Below are 16,138 nucleotides of genomic sequence, written 5' to 3' on the forward strand. Positions count from 1 at the left end.
TATATTGTTGGAGATGATTTAGTTGAGAATAATATTATTAGGTCCTCCCGGTGCGGGAAAAGGAACTCAAGCTAAGTTGATTAGCAATGAGTATTCTATACCACATATATCAACCGGAGATATATTTAGAAAAAACATTTCAGAACAAACTCCCCTAGGAGTAAAAGCAAAAAGCTATATGGATAAGGGGCAGTTAGTTCCAGATGAATTAACTATAGAGATTGTTAACGATAGGTTACAAGAAGATGATTGTAAAAAAGGATTTTTACTTGACGGTTTTCCTAGAACAGTATCACAAGCTGAGGCACTAGATAGCTTTTTACAACAGAAGGGTACAAAAATTGATAAAGCTTTATTGATTGAAGTTCCACATGAGTTTATTCTGGAAAGAATGACAGGAAGAAGAGTATGCAAAGATTGTGGTGCTAGCTATCATGTAAAGTTTAATCCTTCTAAGGTTGAAAGTGTATGTGATTTATGCGGTGGAGAGTTGATTCAAAGGAAAGACGATAGTGAAGAAACTGTAAAAGAAAGATTAGAAGTTTATTCTAATCAGACTGCGCCATTAGTAAAATATTATAATGAAAAGAGCAATCTATGCAAGGTAGATGGAACCCTTGAGATAGAAGAAGTGTTCCAGAACATTTGTGATATCCTAGGGAGCGATAAATAATGATAATATTGAAAAATAATATTGAAATTGAATACATGAGACAGGCGGGTAAAGTTGTAGCAGAAACCCTTGCAAAACTTGAAGAGGTAGTAAAACCGGGAATAAGTACTGCTGAACTGGATAGAATCGCAGAAGAACTTATTGTTAAAAGAGGCGCTAAGCCATCTTTTAAGGGTTACTATGGCTTTCCAGCTTCTATATGTGCATCAGTAAACAATGAAGTTGTTCATGGTATACCATCACAGGATAGGATTCTACAAGAAGGAGACATAATAAGTGTAGATTGTGGAGCTATTTTAAATGGATACCATGGCGATGCTGCTAGGACTTTTCCAGTTGGAAAGGTATCAGAAGAAGCTGAAAAGTTAATAAATGTTACTAAAGATAGCTTTTTCAAAGGTGTTGAAAAGGCTATAGTAGGAAACAGACTTACAGATATTTCTTTTGCAATACAGCAGTATGTTGAAAGTTTTGGATATTCTGTTGTTAGAGACTACGTTGGTCATGGTATCGGAAGAGATATGCATGAGGAACCTGAAATTCCTAACTTTGGAAGGGCAGGAAGAGGCCCAAAACTAATGAATGGAATTGTATTAGCCATTGAACCAATGGTTAATATTGGTGATTATCATGTAGATGTAAAACCGGATAACTGGACAGTTGTGACCAAAGATAATAGCTTATCAGCTCATTATGAGAATACTGTGGCAGTTTTAAATAATGGTCCTGAAATATTAACATTAATTCAGTAGAGGTGAAAAGTTTGGAAGATAACGACCAGATAGGTAAAGTAGTCTACTCTAAAGCAGGAAGGGATAAAGATAAGTTTTTCATAGTTACAGGTGTATTAGATGAACAATATGTTTATATTGCTGATGGCAGTTTAAGGCCTATAGAAAAGCCTAAGAAAAAGAAAATAAAGCATCTAGTTTTTACTAATACAACAGCTGATGAAGTAAAAAATTTATTATTATCAGGCGATAAGGTTAGTAATTCAATGATCAGAAAAATTTTGCAGTCTCACGACATGAATAAGGAGGTTTGAGACCTTATGTCAAAAGAGGATGTTATAGAAATGCAAGGTACTGTATTAGAAGCTTTACCTAATGCTATGTTTGAAGTGGAATTAGAAAGTGGGCATAAAATAATAGCACATATTTCTGGAAAACTTAGAATGAATTTTATTAGAATTTTACCAGGTGATAAAGTTACTGTGGAACTTTCTCCATATGACTTAACTCGTGGAAGAATAACTTGGAGAGCAAAGTAATAAGGAGGGTTAGCTATGAAAGTAAGACCATCAGTTAAACCTATATGCGAAAAATGCAAAATCATTAAAAGAAAAGGAAAAATAATGGTTATTTGCGAAAATCCAAAGCATAAACAAAAACAAGGTTAATAACGTTTTAGGAGCGGCTGACGTTAAGATATAGAATATCTAATGGCCTAGAACTTTATATATATTTTTGAATAATCTATGAAAGATTACCTTATTTATATTTACCAGGAGGTGTAATGATTAATGGCAAGAATATCTGGAGTTGACCTACCAAGAGAAAAAAGAGTTGAAATAGGTCTAACTTATATATTTGGTATAGGATTACCAAGTGCACAAAAAATTCTTAAAGAAACAGGAGTAAATCCTGATACAAGAGTTAAGGATTTATCAGAAGATGAAGTTAATGCTTTAAGAGATTATATAAATAAGTATCTTAAAGTTGAAGGTGACTTAAAAAGAGATATAGCTCTTGATATAAAGAGATTAGTTGAAATTGGATCTTATAGAGGAATAAGACATAGAAGAGGACTTCCAGTTAGAGGTCAGAAAACAAAAACTAATGCTAGAACTAGAAAAGGACCAAAGAAACTAGTTTCAGGTAAGAAGAAGAAATAAGCAATATTGAATTAAGGAGGGAAAGAGATGGCAGCAGCAGCAAAGGTTAAGAAAACAAGAAGAAGAAAAGAAAGAAAAAATGTTGAGCATGGCTGTGCACATATAAAGTCAACTTTTAACAATTCAATTGTTACATTAACTGATGCCGTTGGTAACGCACTTTCATGGGCAAGTGCCGGCGGATTAGGATTTAGAGGATCAAGAAAGAGTACTCCATTTGCAGCACAAATGGCAGCTGAAACAGCAGCGAAAACAGCAATGGAGCATGGATTGAAAAGCGTAGAAGTTTACGTAAAAGGTCCTGGAGCGGGTAGAGAAGCTGCAATAAGATCATTACAGGCAGCAGGATTAGAAGTTACTTTAATAAAAGATGTTACACCAATACCACACAACGGTTGTAGACCGCCAAAAAGAAGAAGAGTGTAATCTAAGCAATAGGAGGTGGAATAATAAATGGCAAGATACACTGGAGCAACTTGTAGATTATGTAGAAGAGAAGGATTAAAGCTATTCCTTAAGGGGGATAGATGTTATACAGATAAATGTGCTTTCGCAAGAAGAGGTTATGCACCAGGACAGCACGGACAAAGCAGAAAGAAGCTTTCAAACTATGGATTACAGTTGAGAGAAAAGCAGAAGGCTAAGAGAATATATGGAGTATTAGAAAATCAATTTAGAGCTTATTATGTTAAAGCTGATAGAAAAAGAGGAATAACAGGTGAAAACTTGTTAAGACTTCTTGAAATGAGACTTGATAACGTAGTATTCAGATTAGGATATGGTGATTCAAGAAAAGAAGCTAGACAGTTAGTAACTCACGGTCATTTTTTAGTAAATGGCAAAAAAGTTGATATTCCATCATATATAGTATCAGTTAATGATGTTATAACTGTTTCAGAAAAGAGCAGAGCTACTGAAAAGTTTAAAGTATTTGCTGAAAATCCAAAAACATTACCAAACTGGTTATCAGCTACTCCAGAAAACTTTGAAGGAAGAGTAGTAAGCGAACCTACTAGAGAAGATGTTGATGTTCCTGTAAATGAAACATTAATCGTTGAGTTATATAGCAAATAGTAGTATATAGTGAAAGAATCAGTTGCCCTCATATTAGATTGATATATTATATAAAAGGAGGGTTTGTAAATGTTAGAAATTGAAAAGCCAAAAATTGAATGTGTTGAAATGGCAGAAGATGGTTCTTATGGTAGATTTGTAGTAGAACCACTAGAGAGAGGATACGGAATAACTTTAGGAAATGCATTAAGAAGAATACTTCTTTCATCATTACCTGGAGTTGCCGTTAATTCTATCAGAGTTGAAAATGTATTACATGAATTTACAACTGTTAAGGGTGTAAAAGAAGATGTTACTGAATTAATATTAAATATTAAGCAGTTAGCGTTAAAAATGTCTGGGGAGGGCCCTAGGACTATATATATTGATGCTAAAGGTGCTGGAAAGGTAACAGCTGCTGATATACAGAGTGATGGAGACATAGAAATTATCAACAAGGATTTACATATAGCTACATTAGATGATGATGCAAAGCTTTATATGGAAATGATAGTTGATAGAGGAAGAGGTTATGTGTCCCAAAATAGAAATAAAGCAGAGGGTATGCCGATTGGTACTATCCCTGTAGATTCTATATACACTCCAGTTAAAAGAGTAAATTTCAATGTTGAAAATACAAGAGTGGGACAGATTACTGACTATGATAAGCTAACACTTGAAGTATGGACTAATGGAACTATTATGCCTGATGAAGCTATTAGCTTGTCAGCGAAGATATTAATTGAACACTTTAAATTATTCATGAGCTTAACTGATCATGTTAATAATGTAGAAATAATGGTAGAAAAAGAAGAAGACAAGAAGGAAAAAGTTCTAGAAATGACAATTGAAGAACTTGATCTTTCAGTTAGAAGCTACAATTGCTTAAAGAGAGCGGGAATAAACACTGTTCAAGAATTAACTGAAAGAACCATTGATGATATGATGAAAGTTAGAAATTTAGGTAAAAAGTCTCTAGAAGAAGTTGAGCAAAAGCTTGAAGCACTAGGATTAGGCCTAAAACAAGCTGATGAGTAATTATACAATGTAACGTAAGGAGGTATAGAGATGGCAGGATATCGTAAGTTAGGTCGTCCAACTGACCAAAGAAGAGCAATGCTTAGAAGTTTAGTTACTAGCTTCTTAAAGCACGGAAAAATCGAAACAACTGTTACAAGAGCAAAAGAAACTAGAAACTTAGCTGAAAAGATGATAACTCTTGGTAAAAGAGGAGATCTTCATGCAAGAAGACAAGTGCTTGCATTTGTAACTGAAGAAGAAGTAGTTAAAAACTTATTTGACAATATAGCTCCTAAATATGCTGAAAGAAATGGTGGATATACTAGAATGTATAAAGTAGGTCCTAGAAGAGGCGATGGAGCAGAAATGGTTATACTAGAATTAGTATAAGATTCCAGGGGATTAAGTATAAAATTAGCTTAGTCCCCATTTTAATATAGTGTTAGCCATTATGAGGTGTTTTTAAAATGAATAACAAGATGATAGAATGTAGAAACGTAGTATATAAGTATGAAGATACAGTTAACAATACATTTAGACTAGCGGTAGACAATGTTTCTATAGAGGTAGAAAAAGGTGAATTCGTTGTTATATTAGGAAGAAATGGTTCAGGCAAATCCACTATAGCTAAACACATGAATGCACTTTTATTGCCTTCAGAAGGAAAAATCCTTGTTGATGGAATAGATACATCTATTTCTGAAAATGTCTGGGAGGTAAGAAAAAGGGCAGGAATGGTATTTCAAAACCCAGATAATCAAATAGTAGCTACTATAGTAGAAGAAGATGTTGCTTTTGGACCTGAAAATATAGGAATAGAATCTAAGGAAATAAGAAAAAGAGTAGATGATTCTTTAAAAAGAGTGAATATGTATGATTACAGAAAACATGCTCCTCATTTGCTTTCAGGTGGACAAAAACAAAGAGTAGCTATAGCTGGGGTCTTATCAATGATGCCTGAGTGCATTATATTTGATGAACCTACAGCAATGTTAGATCCATCTGGTAGAAAAGAAGTAGTGAAAACAATAAAAGATTTAAATAAAAATTATGGTATTACAATACTCCTTATAACACATTATATGGAAGAAGCTGTTGAGGCTGACAGAATAATAGTTATGGATTCAGGTAAGATGATTTCACAAGGTTCTCCTAAGGAAATATTCAGCGATGTAAAGACAATGAAAAAAACAGGGTTAGATGTACCACAAGTAACGGAATTAGCCTATGAACTAAAAAAAGAAGGTATAAAATTAGATTCTGATATATTAACTATAGATGAGATGGTGAATGCATTATGTCAATTAAAATAGAGAACTTAACGCATGTCTACATGGAAGGTACACCTTTTGAGAAAAAGGCTTTAGACAATGTGTCCATAGAAATACAAGATGGAGAGTTTGTGGCTTTAATAGGGCATACAGGCTCTGGAAAATCTACACTTATTCAGCATATAAATGGATTATTAAAGCCCCATTCAGGTAAAATCTTGATTGATGGTTTAGATATAACCGCCAAAAGTGTAAAACTAAGTTCAATAAGAAAAAAGGTAGGATTAGTTTTTCAATATCCAGAATATCAACTTTTCGAAGAAACTATTGAAAAAGATATAGCTTTTGGTCCTAAAAATTTAGGATTGAACGATGAAGAGACTAATAAAAGGATAAAAAGAGCTATGAAAATAGTAGGGTTAGATTATAATGATTATAAAGACAAATCTCCTTTTGAACTTAGCGGAGGACAGAAGAGAAGAGTGGCAATTGCTGGAGTAGTGGCTATGGAACCACAGGTACTTATATTAGATGAACCTACTGCAGGGCTAGATCCTAAAGGTAGAGATGATATTTTATGCAATATAGCTAATTTACACAGAGAATATAATATGACTATTATTTTAGTTTCTCATAGTATGGAGGATGTTGCTAAGTTAGCGGATAGAATATTAGTAATGCATAAGGGGAGCTGTATATTAGATGGCAAACCATCATCTATATTTAAGGAGATAGATACACTGGAGAATGTGGGGTTAGCTGTTCCACAAGTAACCTATTTATCAAGGGAGCTTAGGAAAAAAGGCTTTGATATATCAGATGAAATATTTACTATTGACCAGGCTAAAGAAGAGTTACTTAAGATACTTAAATCCAAAATTAAAGGATAGTCGTTAGGAGAGCAAATACATGATTAAGGATATAACATTAGGACAATATATTCCTGGTGAATCTTTTGTTCATAAACTGGATCCTAGAACTAAAATTTTAATATCTTTAATATTTATAATAAATTTGTTTATTGTTAATAGCTTTAAAGGATATATATTTATTATACTTTTTACTGCATTATGCATAGCAATTTCAAAGGTACCATTTAAGTTCATATATAAAGGTTTAAAACCTATATTTGTCCTTATAATAATTACAGCTCTACTAAATGTCTTCATGACTAGTGGGGGGAAACCAATTTATGAGGGTAGATTCATAACAATATATGAAGAAGGGCTAAAATTAGCAGCTTTTATGGTATTAAGGCTAGTGTTGTTAATCATGGGAACATCTCTTTTAACATTAACAACATCTCCAATAGAATTAACAGATGGTATAGAAAAACTGTTAAATCCTTTAAGAAAAATTGGAGTTCCAGCTCATGAATTAGCTATGATGATGACCATAGCATTAAGATTTATTCCTACATTAATTGATGAAACAGATAAGATTATGAAAGCTCAAATGGCAAGAGGTGCTGATTTTGAATCAGGAAACATAATTCAAAGAGCTAAGAGCTTAATACCATTATTGGTACCATTGTTTATTAGCTCCTTTAGAAGAGCAGATGAATTATCTATGGCGATGGAAGCTAGATGTTATAAAGGCGGGGAAGGGAGAACTAGAATGAAACAATTAAAGTTTTCATACAGGGATTCTATTGCTTTTATAATAATAGTTTTACTAGTTGCCTTGTCTATATGGAGTAGATTTTAAATGAGTAGAAATATAAAATTGCTTATAGAATACGATGGAACAAACTATTCAGGATGGCAAAAGCAAAAAAATAATTCCAACACTATACAAGAAGTTATTGAAAAAAGTATCAAACAAATTACTAAAGAAGATGTAGAGATAATAGGATGTAGCAGAACGGATGCAGGGGTTCATGCTAAAGGTTTCGTGGGTAATTTTTTTACAGGCAGCAAGATTTCAGGAGATAAGTTTAAGTATGCAATAAATAGTAAATTACCAGAAGATATTATTATAATAGGTTCAGAAGAAGTTGATTTACAATTTCATTCTAGATATAGCTGTAAAAGCAAAAGATATATATATAAAATACTAAACAGGCAATGGCCTTCTCCTATAGAAAGAAACTATACATATCATGTGAGAAATGAACTAGATATAGTAAGCATGAATGAAGCTGCTAAATATTTTATAGGAACTCATGACTTTACTTCATTTAAGAACATAGGAAGTAGTGTTAAAACTTCTGTGAGAACTATTATGGATTGTCAAGTATTCAGACAAGAAGAAAACATTATATTTACTATTACGGGAGATGGGTTTTTATATAATATGATTAGAATTATAACTGGCACTTTAATACAAGTTGGAATGGGTAAAAAAAATCCTCAAGATATCATTGATATCTTAGCTGCAAAGGACAGGCAAAAGGCTGGGAGAGCAGCTCCAGCTAGGGGATTATACTTAGATAGAGTTTTTTACTAAAGAAGAGAATTTAATTGACACGCCAGGTTGATTGTATTATAATATAAATGTTTGTATTTAGATTATAAGAGATCCACTAGCCCCGGATCTTTATATAGAACGAATGTATTTATGTAATTAGTTCAAGGAGGGAAAAAGATGAAATCATACATTGCAAAACCACTAGAAGTTGAGAGAAAATGGTATGTTGTTGATGCTGCTGGAAAACCACTAGGAAGAGTAGCAAGCCAAGTTGCATCAATATTAAGAGGAAAAAACAAACCAACATTTACACCACATGTAGATACAGGAGATTATGTTATCATCATAAATGCTGAGAAGGTTGTTTTAACTGGAAAAAAATTAGACCAAAAAATGTTAAGACATCACTCATTATACCCAGGTGGATTGAAAGAAGTTCCATATAAGGAAGCAATAGCAAAGAAACCTGAATTTGTATTTGAAGAAGCTGTTAGAAGAATGCTTCCAAAAGGACCACTTGGAAGACAAATGGCTAAGAAATTAAAGGTATATAGAGGATCAGAACATAACCACGAAGCTCAAAAACCAGAAGTATTAGAATTACAATACTAATTAGGAAGAGCTGGAAGAAGGAGGAATGGAAATGGCAAAAGTTCAGTATTTAGGAACTGGAAGAAGAAAGAAAGCTATAGCTAGAGTAAGACTTGTACCTGGTGAAGGTAAAGTAACAATAAATAAAAGAGATATAGAAAATTATTTTGGGTTAGAAACTTTAAGAGTTATAGTAAATCAACCATTAGTTTTAACTGGAACTAAAGAAAAATTTGACGTTATAGTAAATGTTTATGGTGGTGGATTTACAGGCCAGGCTGGAGCAATAAGACATGGTATAACAAGAGCTTTAATTAAAGCTGATGAAACGTTAAAACCAGAATTAAAGAAAGCTGGATTTGTAACAAGAGACCCAAGAATGAAAGAAAGAAAGAAATACGGTCTTAAGGGAGCAAGAAGATCACCACAGTTTTCAAAGAGATAGTTTCGGAGAATGGAGAGGTTTATACCTCTCTTTTTTTTATGTCTTCAATAATAAATTTATATAATAAAAATTATATAAATGAGAACACTATTTAATATTATTGGAGGTGTTAAAAATGTTTATAAAAAATAAAAAAATAGCATTTGTAATGGTGATAATTGTATTTACAATAATGTTAGCTTATAATATGCAAGCTAAAACAAAGGTTATAAATCAAGAGGAACATATAATATTAATAGATCCAGGCCATGGAGGAATAGATGGAGGTGCAGTATCACCAAATGGTACTATAGAAAAAGATATAAATTTAAGTATAAGTTTAATGCTAAAAGAGGAACTTCAAAAGCGTGGCTATAAAGTTATTATGACAAGAGAAGAAGATAAGGGACTAAACGGTGAGAAAGGGACAGTAAGAGAAAGGAAAATTGAGGATTTAAATAATAGGTGTAAAATGAAAAAGGAAAGCAATTGCAGTATGTTTATTAGCATTCATCTAAATATGTTTCCTCAAAGCAAATATTATGGAGCCCAAGTTTGGTATTCCAGTAATGATAATAGTAAAAAATTGGCCTCATTGATTCAGTCCAATTTTAAGAAGCATCTAGATGAAACTAACAACAGAATGGAAAAACCTGCAAATAATGATTATAAGATATTACGTGGAGTAGATGAGGTTCCATCTGTAATAGTAGAGTGTGGTTTTTTATCTAATTATGAAGAGGAAAAGAAGCTAAAAGATAGTAACTATCAATTAAAAATAGCACAAATAATCGCAAATTCCGTCAATGAATATCATAATAATAACTAAATAAACAAAAACTTAAAAAAATTTCATCTTTTTTAAAAATATATTGATATTGGACGAAGGTTATGTTATCATTAATTTGGTTAATGGATTAGTCCATTAGGCAACTTTACTTATAAGCTTTTGGGAGTGATTTATATTCAGATTTCAATAGATAAAGGAAATAAAGTACCTTTATATTTACAGGTTAAAAAGCAAATAATGGATTTAATCAAAGATGGAGCCTTAAAAGTAGGGTTTAAGATGCCAACAGAGAGAGAGTTATCTGAAAATCTTCAAATAAGCAGAAATACAGTAAGTATGGCTTATAGAGAATTAGAAGGAGAAGGTGTTCTTAAATCATATCAAGGAAGAGGCACGTTTGTAGCTGAAGAAGTTAAGCTATGGAAAGATGAAGATATTAAAGAGAAAATTAATAAGTTTGTAGATTTAGCCTTTGAGGAAGCCATTGAATCTGGTATAGATGCAGAAGAATTTATAGAGATGGTAACAGAACGAATAGAGGAAAAAAGAAAATTAATTGATGAAATAAGCGGGTTATATGTGGAATGTAATATAGAACAATCTAGAATTTTTGCTAAGCAGTTAAAAGAAAGAACTAATATAGACTTTAAACCAGTTACAGTAAACGATTTAAGATCTATGGAAAAGGAAACTGAAGAATTACTAGAAAAGTGTCAGATTATTATTACAACATTTAACCATGTAAACGAAGTTAGAAGATTTACTAGGAATTATAATAAAAAGGTATTAGGTGTTGCTATTACTCCAAACTTAGAAACTATAGTCAGAATCGCAAGATTCCCAATTGGAACTAAGTTTGCTTTTGTCTGTATATCAGAAGAGTTTAAGTTTAAAGTTAGAGACGCATTAGAAAAGGCTGGATTATCAAATATAAATATTGAATACACTAATTCAGTTGATAAAGAAGAATTAGCCAGAATTATAAAAAATTCTAACGTAATTATAGCTTCACCAGGAAGATATAACGATGTTTACGAATTAGATTATGGGAAAAAAGAAATAATAGATTTTTTATATAATTTAGACGATGGATCTGTAAAAGCACTAAAATCAAAGTTGCTAGAAATTAAATACTCAAAATAAGCTTGTGATAAAATATATAATATATATTAATTTATCTAGGAGGTTTTAGAGATGGAAAAAAAGACAATTGTCCTTGGAGTAATTGGTTCAGACTGTCATGCAGTTGGTAACAAAATATTAGACCACTCATTTACAAATGCAGGCTTCAATGTTATTAACATAGGAGTTTTATCATCACAGGAAGACTTTATCAATGCTGCTATAGAAACTAAAGCAGAAGCTATTTTAGTATCATCCCTATATGGACAGGGAGAAATTGACTGTAAAGGTTTAAGACAGAAATGTGATGAAGCTGGATTAGAAGGAATAATCCTTTATGTAGGTGGAAACATAGTTGTTGGAAAACAAAACTGGCCAGACGTTGAACAAAGATTCTTAGACATGGGATACAACAGAGTATATGCACCAGGAACAGCGCCAGAAGTTGGAATTGAACATTTAAAAGAAGATTTTGGACTATAAAAAAATTAAGAGCTGTATTTTGCAGTTGTTTAGGAGTTGATTAAGGTGGATGCTTATTTGCTTTTAGACTTTGGTAGCACCTATACAAAACTTACTGCAGTTGATATGGAAAATGAAGAAATATTAGCTACAGCAAAAGACATCACTACTATCGAAAGCGACATAATGGTTGGATTTAATAATGCATATGAAAAGCTAATGGAGCAATTAAAAGACAAAGAAGTTAATTTTGTTAAAAAATTAGCATGTTCTTCAGCTGCTGGTGGATTAAAGATGATAGCTATAGGGCTAGTACCAGATTTGACTGCTGAAGCTGCAAAAAGGGCTGCCCTTGGAGCAGGAGCGAGAGTATTAAATGTTTATAGTTATGAATTAACTAATAAGGAAGTTGAGGAAATTAAAAACTCAAATCTTGATATAATACTTTTAGCTGGTGGTACAGATGGTGGAAACAAAGAATGTATAATTCACAATGCAAAAATGTTGGCTAAACATGGTGTTACTCTACCAATTGTAGTTGCTGGAAATAAAATAGCGAATGATGAAATAACTGAAATATTTAACCAAGCCGGTATGTTTTACAGGATTACTGATAACGTAATGCCAAAGCTAAACGTTTTAAATGTAGAACCTGCAAGGGAAGAAATTAGACAAATATTTATGAAAAGAATAGTAGAAGCAAAAGGTATGGGTAATGCTGAAAATTTTATCAGCGGAATTCTTATGCCAACTCCGGCGGCAGTGTTAAAAGCAGCTAGAGTGCTTTCAGAAGGTACTGATAAGGAAGACGGTGTAGGAGACTTAGTGGTAGTAGACATTGGAGGTGCTACTACAGATATACACTCAATTGCTGATGGTGAGCCATCGAAACCAGGTGTTACGCTAAGAGGACTTGAAGAACCTTTTGCAAAAAGAACTGTTGAAGGAGACCTTGGAATGAGATATTCTGCAGTTTCACTATGGGAAGCTGCGGGAACAAGAAAAGTTCAAAAATACTTATGTGACCCATCAATAGATGTGGAAGCAAGTTGTAAATTTAGAGCTGAGAATATAAGAATGGTTCCTCAATCAGGAGAAGAAATAAAATTTGATGAGGCGATGGCAAAGGTCGCTACCGATATAGCTATGGAAAGACATGTAGGATATATAGAAAGCATGTATACCCCAATGGGAGTTCTTTATAGTCAAATTGGTAAGGACTTATTGAATGTGAAGTGCTTAATTGGTACTGGTGGAGTGTTAATACACAGTGAAAAACCAGGAGATATATTGAAAGCTGGAACATTTGATATGACTGACCCTACTCATTTAAAACCACAGAATCCTGATTGTTTAATAGACAAAACTTATATTTTGTCTGCTATGGGGCTTTTAGCTGAGGACCATCCAGAAAAAGCTATTAGAATAATGAAAAAATACTTAATTAAGGTTTAAAGTTTGATAGGAGGGAATTTCAAGTGGAACTTAAGAATAAAAAATGGACAGATGAGCAGTTTTTTAAAGAAAGAGAAGAAGTATTAAAACAGTGGCCAACAGGTAAAGACGTAGACTTACAGGAAGCTGTGGATTACTTAAAGAAGGTACCAACAGAAAAGAACTTTGCTGATAAATTAGTTAGAGCAAAAGAAGCGGGGATAACTTTAGCTCAGCCAAGAGCAGGTGTTGCATTACTTGATGAACATATTACATTATTAAAACATTTACAAGATGAAGGTGGAGCAGATTTACTACCTTCAACAATCGATGCATACACAAGACAAAATAGATATGAAGAATGCGAAATTGGTATTCAAGAAAGTATAAAAGCTGGAAGATCCTTATTAAATGGTTTCCCAGGGGTTAACCACGGTGTTCAAGGTTGTAGAAAGGTTTTAGAAGCAGTTGACTTACCACTACAAATAAGACACGGCACACCAGATGCAAGATTACTTGCTGAAATAATGACTGCTGGTGGATACACTTCAAATGAAGGTGGCGGTATCTCCTACAATATTCCATACGCTAAGTCAGTTCCAATAGATAAATGTTTAAAAGATTGGCAGTATTGTGATAGACTTGTTGGTTTCTATGAAGAACAAGGAGTTCACATTAACAGAGAACCATTTGGACCATTAACTGGAACATTAGTACCACCATCAATGTCAAATGCAGTAGGAATTACAGAAGCATTACTTGCTGCTGAACAGGGAGTTAAAAACATCACTGTTGGATACGGTGAATGTGGAAATATGCTTCAAGATATAGCTGCATTAAGATGTTTAGAAGAGCAGACAAATGAATACTTAAAAGCTTACGGATATAACGATGTAATCGTAACTACAGTATTCCATCAATGGATGGGTGGATTCCCACAAGATGAAAGTAAAGCATTTGGAGTTATCGTAACAGCTACAACAATAGCTTCATTAGCAGGAGCAACTAAAGTTATAGTTAAGACTCCACACGAAGCTATTGGTATACCAACAAAAGAAGCTAACGCTGCTGGTATCAAAGCTACAAAGATGGCATTAAACATGTTAGAAGGACAAAGAATGCCAATGTCAAAAGAATTAGAAACTGAAATGGCTATAATCAAAGCTGAAACTAAATGCATACTTGATAAAGTATACGAATTAGGAAAAGGCGATTTAGCTGTTGGTGTTGTTAAGGCATTTGAAACTGGTGTTATGGATATACCATTCGGACCAAGCAAATATAATGCAGGTAAAATGTTACCAGTAAGAGATAACTTAGGATGCGTTAGATACTTAGAATTTGGTAACATTCCATTTACTGAAGAATTAAAGAACTATAACAGAGAAAGATTAGCTGAAAGATCTAAATTTGAAGGAAGAGAAGTAAGCTTCCAAATGGTTATAGATGATATCTTCGCTGTTGGTAAGGGAAGACTTATAGGAAGACCATAATATAAAATTCTCTGAATATAAATAGATTGCAATCACATTTATTGTTAAATTAATATTCAACAATAAATGTGATTCATATATGTATAATAAATACATTAAATTTTAAAAAAGGGACAGGTGAAAAATTATGAAAATTGTTGACGTTATTTGTAGCGCAGGCTATACTGGATTCTATTTTGACGACCAGAGAGCAATCAAAAAAGGAGCAGGACATGATGGTTTCGCTTACGTTGGAGAAGCTGTAACAGAAGGATTTACTCAAGTAAGACAAAAAGGTGAATCAATTTCTGTTCAATTCATTCTTGAAGATGGTCAAGTTGCTCACGGAGATTGTGCAGCTGTTCAATACTCAGGAGCAGGCGGAAGGGACCCATTATTCTTAGCTGCTGATTTTATACCTGTTATAGAAAAAGAAATAGCTCCAAAATTAATTGGAAGAGAATTAAATAGCTTTAAAGAATTAGCTGAAGAATTTGATAAAATGACTATTAATGGTAACAGATTACATACTGCTATCAGATATGGTATAACTCAAGCTATACTTGATGCAGTAGCTAAAGCTAAGAAAGTTACTATGGCTGAAGTTATAAGAGATGAATACAATGCAGGTGGAGAAATTTCATACATTCCAGTATTCACTCAATCAGGTGATGACAGATATATCAATGCTGACAAGATGATAATCAAAGAAGCAGAAGTATTACCACACGCATTAATCAACAACGTTGAAGAAAAGTTAGGATTAAAGGGAGAAAAACTTCTTGAATACGTTAAATGGTTAAGAGACAGAATATTAAAATTAAGAGTTAGAGAAGACTACAATCCAATATTCCACATAGACGTTTATGGAACAATTGGAGCAGCATTTAATGTTGATATAAAAGCTATGGCTGATTATCTTGCAACATTAGAAGAAGCAGCTAAACCATTTGCATTAAGAATCGAAGGACCAATGGACGTTGAAGAAAGACAAAAACAAATGGAAGCTATGAGAGACTTAAGAGCTGAATTAGACGGAAGAGGAATAAAAGTAGAACTAGTTGCTGACGAATGGTGTAACACTGTTGAAGATATTAAATTCTTCACAGATAATAAAGCTGGTCACATGGTTCAAATTAAGACTCCAGACCTTGGTGGAGTTAACAATATAGCAGACGCTATAATGTACTGTAAAGCTAACGGAATAGGAGCTTACTGTGGTGGAACTTGTAATGAAACTAATAGATCCGCTGAAGTTACAACTAACATAGCTATGGCTTGTGGAGCTAAACAAGTTCTTGCAAAACCAGGTATGGGTGTTGACGAAGGATACATGATTGTTAAGAATGAAATGAACAGAGTATTAGCTAGAGTAAACAGATCAAAAAAATCTAAATGCTGTTGCTGCTAATAATTAGTTTGGTATAAACTTTGAAAAGGCGGTTTAATTTATAAACTGCCTTTTCCACTATAATTACTTAATTATCAAAATTATGAAGGGAGGTATTTATCTCACAAGTCAG

The 16,138-nt window shown here is 33.0% G+C and carries 22 protein-coding genes; all 22 read left to right on the forward strand.

Annotated elements, in window-relative coordinates; genetic code table 11:
- Window positions 1–22: 22 nt before the first annotated feature.
- The gene (locus KQI86_RS11985; RefSeq protein ID WP_216439627.1) at window positions 23–673 is read left to right on the forward strand and encodes an adenylate kinase; all 651 of its coding nucleotides are present in this window, start codon (window positions 23–25) and stop codon (window positions 671–673) included.
- Window positions 673–1,425, forward strand: coding sequence for a type I methionyl aminopeptidase (map, locus tag KQI86_RS11990; protein WP_216439628.1), 753 nt, complete (start codon window positions 673–675; stop codon window positions 1,423–1,425). Before KQI86_RS11985 ends, map begins: the two co-directional genes overlap by 1 nt.
- An 11-nt stretch (window positions 1,426–1,436) precedes the next feature.
- Window positions 1,437–1,718 carry a KOW domain-containing RNA-binding protein gene (locus KQI86_RS11995; protein ID WP_216439629.1) on the forward strand — a complete coding sequence of 94 codons (282 nt, stop codon included), beginning with the start codon at window positions 1,437–1,439 and terminating at the stop codon, window positions 1,716–1,718.
- A gap of 6 nt (window positions 1,719–1,724) precedes the next feature.
- On the forward strand, window positions 1,725–1,943 hold the full coding sequence (infA, locus tag KQI86_RS12000) for a translation initiation factor IF-1 (protein ID WP_216439630.1): 219 nt from the start codon (window positions 1,725–1,727) through the stop codon (window positions 1,941–1,943).
- 15 nt (window positions 1,944–1,958) lie between these two features.
- Window positions 1,959–2,072, forward strand: a complete 114-nt coding sequence (gene rpmJ, locus KQI86_RS12005) for a 50S ribosomal protein L36 (protein WP_162324979.1) — start codon at window positions 1,959–1,961, stop codon at window positions 2,070–2,072.
- 123 nt (window positions 2,073–2,195) lie between these two features.
- Complete coding sequence (gene rpsM / locus KQI86_RS12010; protein ID WP_216439631.1) at window positions 2,196–2,567, forward strand: 30S ribosomal protein S13; 372 nt, start codon at window positions 2,196–2,198, stop codon at window positions 2,565–2,567.
- A gap of 27 nt (window positions 2,568–2,594) precedes the next feature.
- Window positions 2,595–2,993 carry a 30S ribosomal protein S11 gene (rpsK, locus tag KQI86_RS12015; protein WP_216439632.1) on the forward strand — a complete coding sequence of 133 codons (399 nt, stop codon included), beginning with the start codon at window positions 2,595–2,597 and terminating at the stop codon, window positions 2,991–2,993.
- A 27-nt stretch (window positions 2,994–3,020) separates the two neighbouring features.
- Window positions 3,021–3,641, forward strand: a complete 621-nt coding sequence (rpsD, locus tag KQI86_RS12020) for a 30S ribosomal protein S4 (protein WP_216439633.1) — start codon at window positions 3,021–3,023, stop codon at window positions 3,639–3,641.
- A gap of 69 nt (window positions 3,642–3,710) precedes the next feature.
- On the forward strand, window positions 3,711–4,658 hold the full coding sequence (locus tag KQI86_RS12025) for a DNA-directed RNA polymerase subunit alpha (protein ID WP_216439634.1): 948 nt from the start codon (window positions 3,711–3,713) through the stop codon (window positions 4,656–4,658).
- Window positions 4,659–4,688: 30 nt separating this feature from the next.
- Window positions 4,689–5,030 (forward strand): 50S ribosomal protein L17, encoded by a 342-nt coding sequence (rplQ, locus tag KQI86_RS12030; RefSeq protein WP_216439635.1) that lies wholly within the window; start codon window positions 4,689–4,691, stop codon window positions 5,028–5,030.
- 77 nt (window positions 5,031–5,107) lie between these two features.
- Window positions 5,108–5,953, forward strand: coding sequence for an energy-coupling factor transporter ATPase (locus KQI86_RS12035; RefSeq protein WP_216439636.1), 846 nt, complete (start codon window positions 5,108–5,110; stop codon window positions 5,951–5,953).
- Window positions 5,938–6,801, forward strand: a complete 864-nt coding sequence (locus KQI86_RS12040; protein ID WP_216439637.1) for an energy-coupling factor transporter ATPase — start codon at window positions 5,938–5,940, stop codon at window positions 6,799–6,801. The genes KQI86_RS12035 and KQI86_RS12040 overlap by 16 nt, the downstream gene beginning before the upstream one ends.
- Window positions 6,802–6,820: 19 nt before the next feature.
- Entirely contained in the window at window positions 6,821–7,618 is a 798-nt protein-coding gene (locus KQI86_RS12045) for an energy-coupling factor transporter transmembrane component T family protein (protein ID WP_216439638.1), read from the forward strand.
- Window positions 7,619–8,359 carry a tRNA pseudouridine(38-40) synthase TruA gene (truA, locus tag KQI86_RS12050; protein WP_216439639.1) on the forward strand — a complete coding sequence of 247 codons (741 nt, stop codon included), beginning with the start codon at window positions 7,619–7,621 and terminating at the stop codon, window positions 8,357–8,359.
- Window positions 8,360–8,497: 138 nt separating this feature from the next.
- Complete coding sequence (rplM, locus tag KQI86_RS12055) at window positions 8,498–8,932, forward strand: 50S ribosomal protein L13 (protein WP_216439640.1); 435 nt, start codon at window positions 8,498–8,500, stop codon at window positions 8,930–8,932.
- A 31-nt stretch (window positions 8,933–8,963) separates the two neighbouring features.
- A complete protein-coding gene (gene rpsI / locus KQI86_RS12060) occupies window positions 8,964–9,356 on the forward strand; it encodes a 30S ribosomal protein S9 (RefSeq protein ID WP_216439641.1) in 393 nt (130 codons plus the stop codon).
- 172 nt (window positions 9,357–9,528) lie between these two features.
- Window positions 9,529–10,164, forward strand: coding sequence for an N-acetylmuramoyl-L-alanine amidase CwlD (gene cwlD / locus KQI86_RS12065; RefSeq protein WP_425514384.1), 636 nt, complete (start codon window positions 9,529–9,531; stop codon window positions 10,162–10,164).
- 126 nt (window positions 10,165–10,290) lie between these two features.
- Window positions 10,291–11,268: a GntR family transcriptional regulator gene (locus tag KQI86_RS12070; protein ID WP_216440215.1), complete on the forward strand. Its 978-nt coding sequence runs from the start codon at window positions 10,291–10,293 to the stop codon at window positions 11,266–11,268.
- A gap of 51 nt (window positions 11,269–11,319) precedes the next feature.
- Window positions 11,320–11,730, forward strand: a complete 411-nt coding sequence (gene mamA / locus KQI86_RS12075) for a methylaspartate mutase subunit S (RefSeq protein ID WP_216439643.1) — start codon at window positions 11,320–11,322, stop codon at window positions 11,728–11,730.
- 45 nt (window positions 11,731–11,775) lie between these two features.
- The gene (gene glmL / locus KQI86_RS12080) at window positions 11,776–13,164 is read left to right on the forward strand and encodes a methylaspartate mutase accessory protein GlmL (RefSeq protein ID WP_216439644.1); all 1,389 of its coding nucleotides are present in this window, start codon (window positions 11,776–11,778) and stop codon (window positions 13,162–13,164) included.
- A gap of 23 nt (window positions 13,165–13,187) precedes the next feature.
- Window positions 13,188–14,636 carry a methylaspartate mutase subunit E gene (locus KQI86_RS12085; protein ID WP_216439645.1) on the forward strand — a complete coding sequence of 483 codons (1,449 nt, stop codon included), beginning with the start codon at window positions 13,188–13,190 and terminating at the stop codon, window positions 14,634–14,636.
- Window positions 14,637–14,763: 127 nt separating this feature from the next.
- Window positions 14,764–16,026 (forward strand): methylaspartate ammonia-lyase, encoded by a 1,263-nt coding sequence (locus KQI86_RS12090; protein WP_216439646.1) that lies wholly within the window; start codon window positions 14,764–14,766, stop codon window positions 16,024–16,026.
- Window positions 16,027–16,138 lie beyond the last annotated feature (112 nt).

Source organism: Clostridium mobile, from assembly GCF_018918285.1.
GTDB lineage: Bacteria > Bacillota > Clostridia > Clostridiales > Clostridiaceae > Clostridium_AW > Clostridium_AW mobile.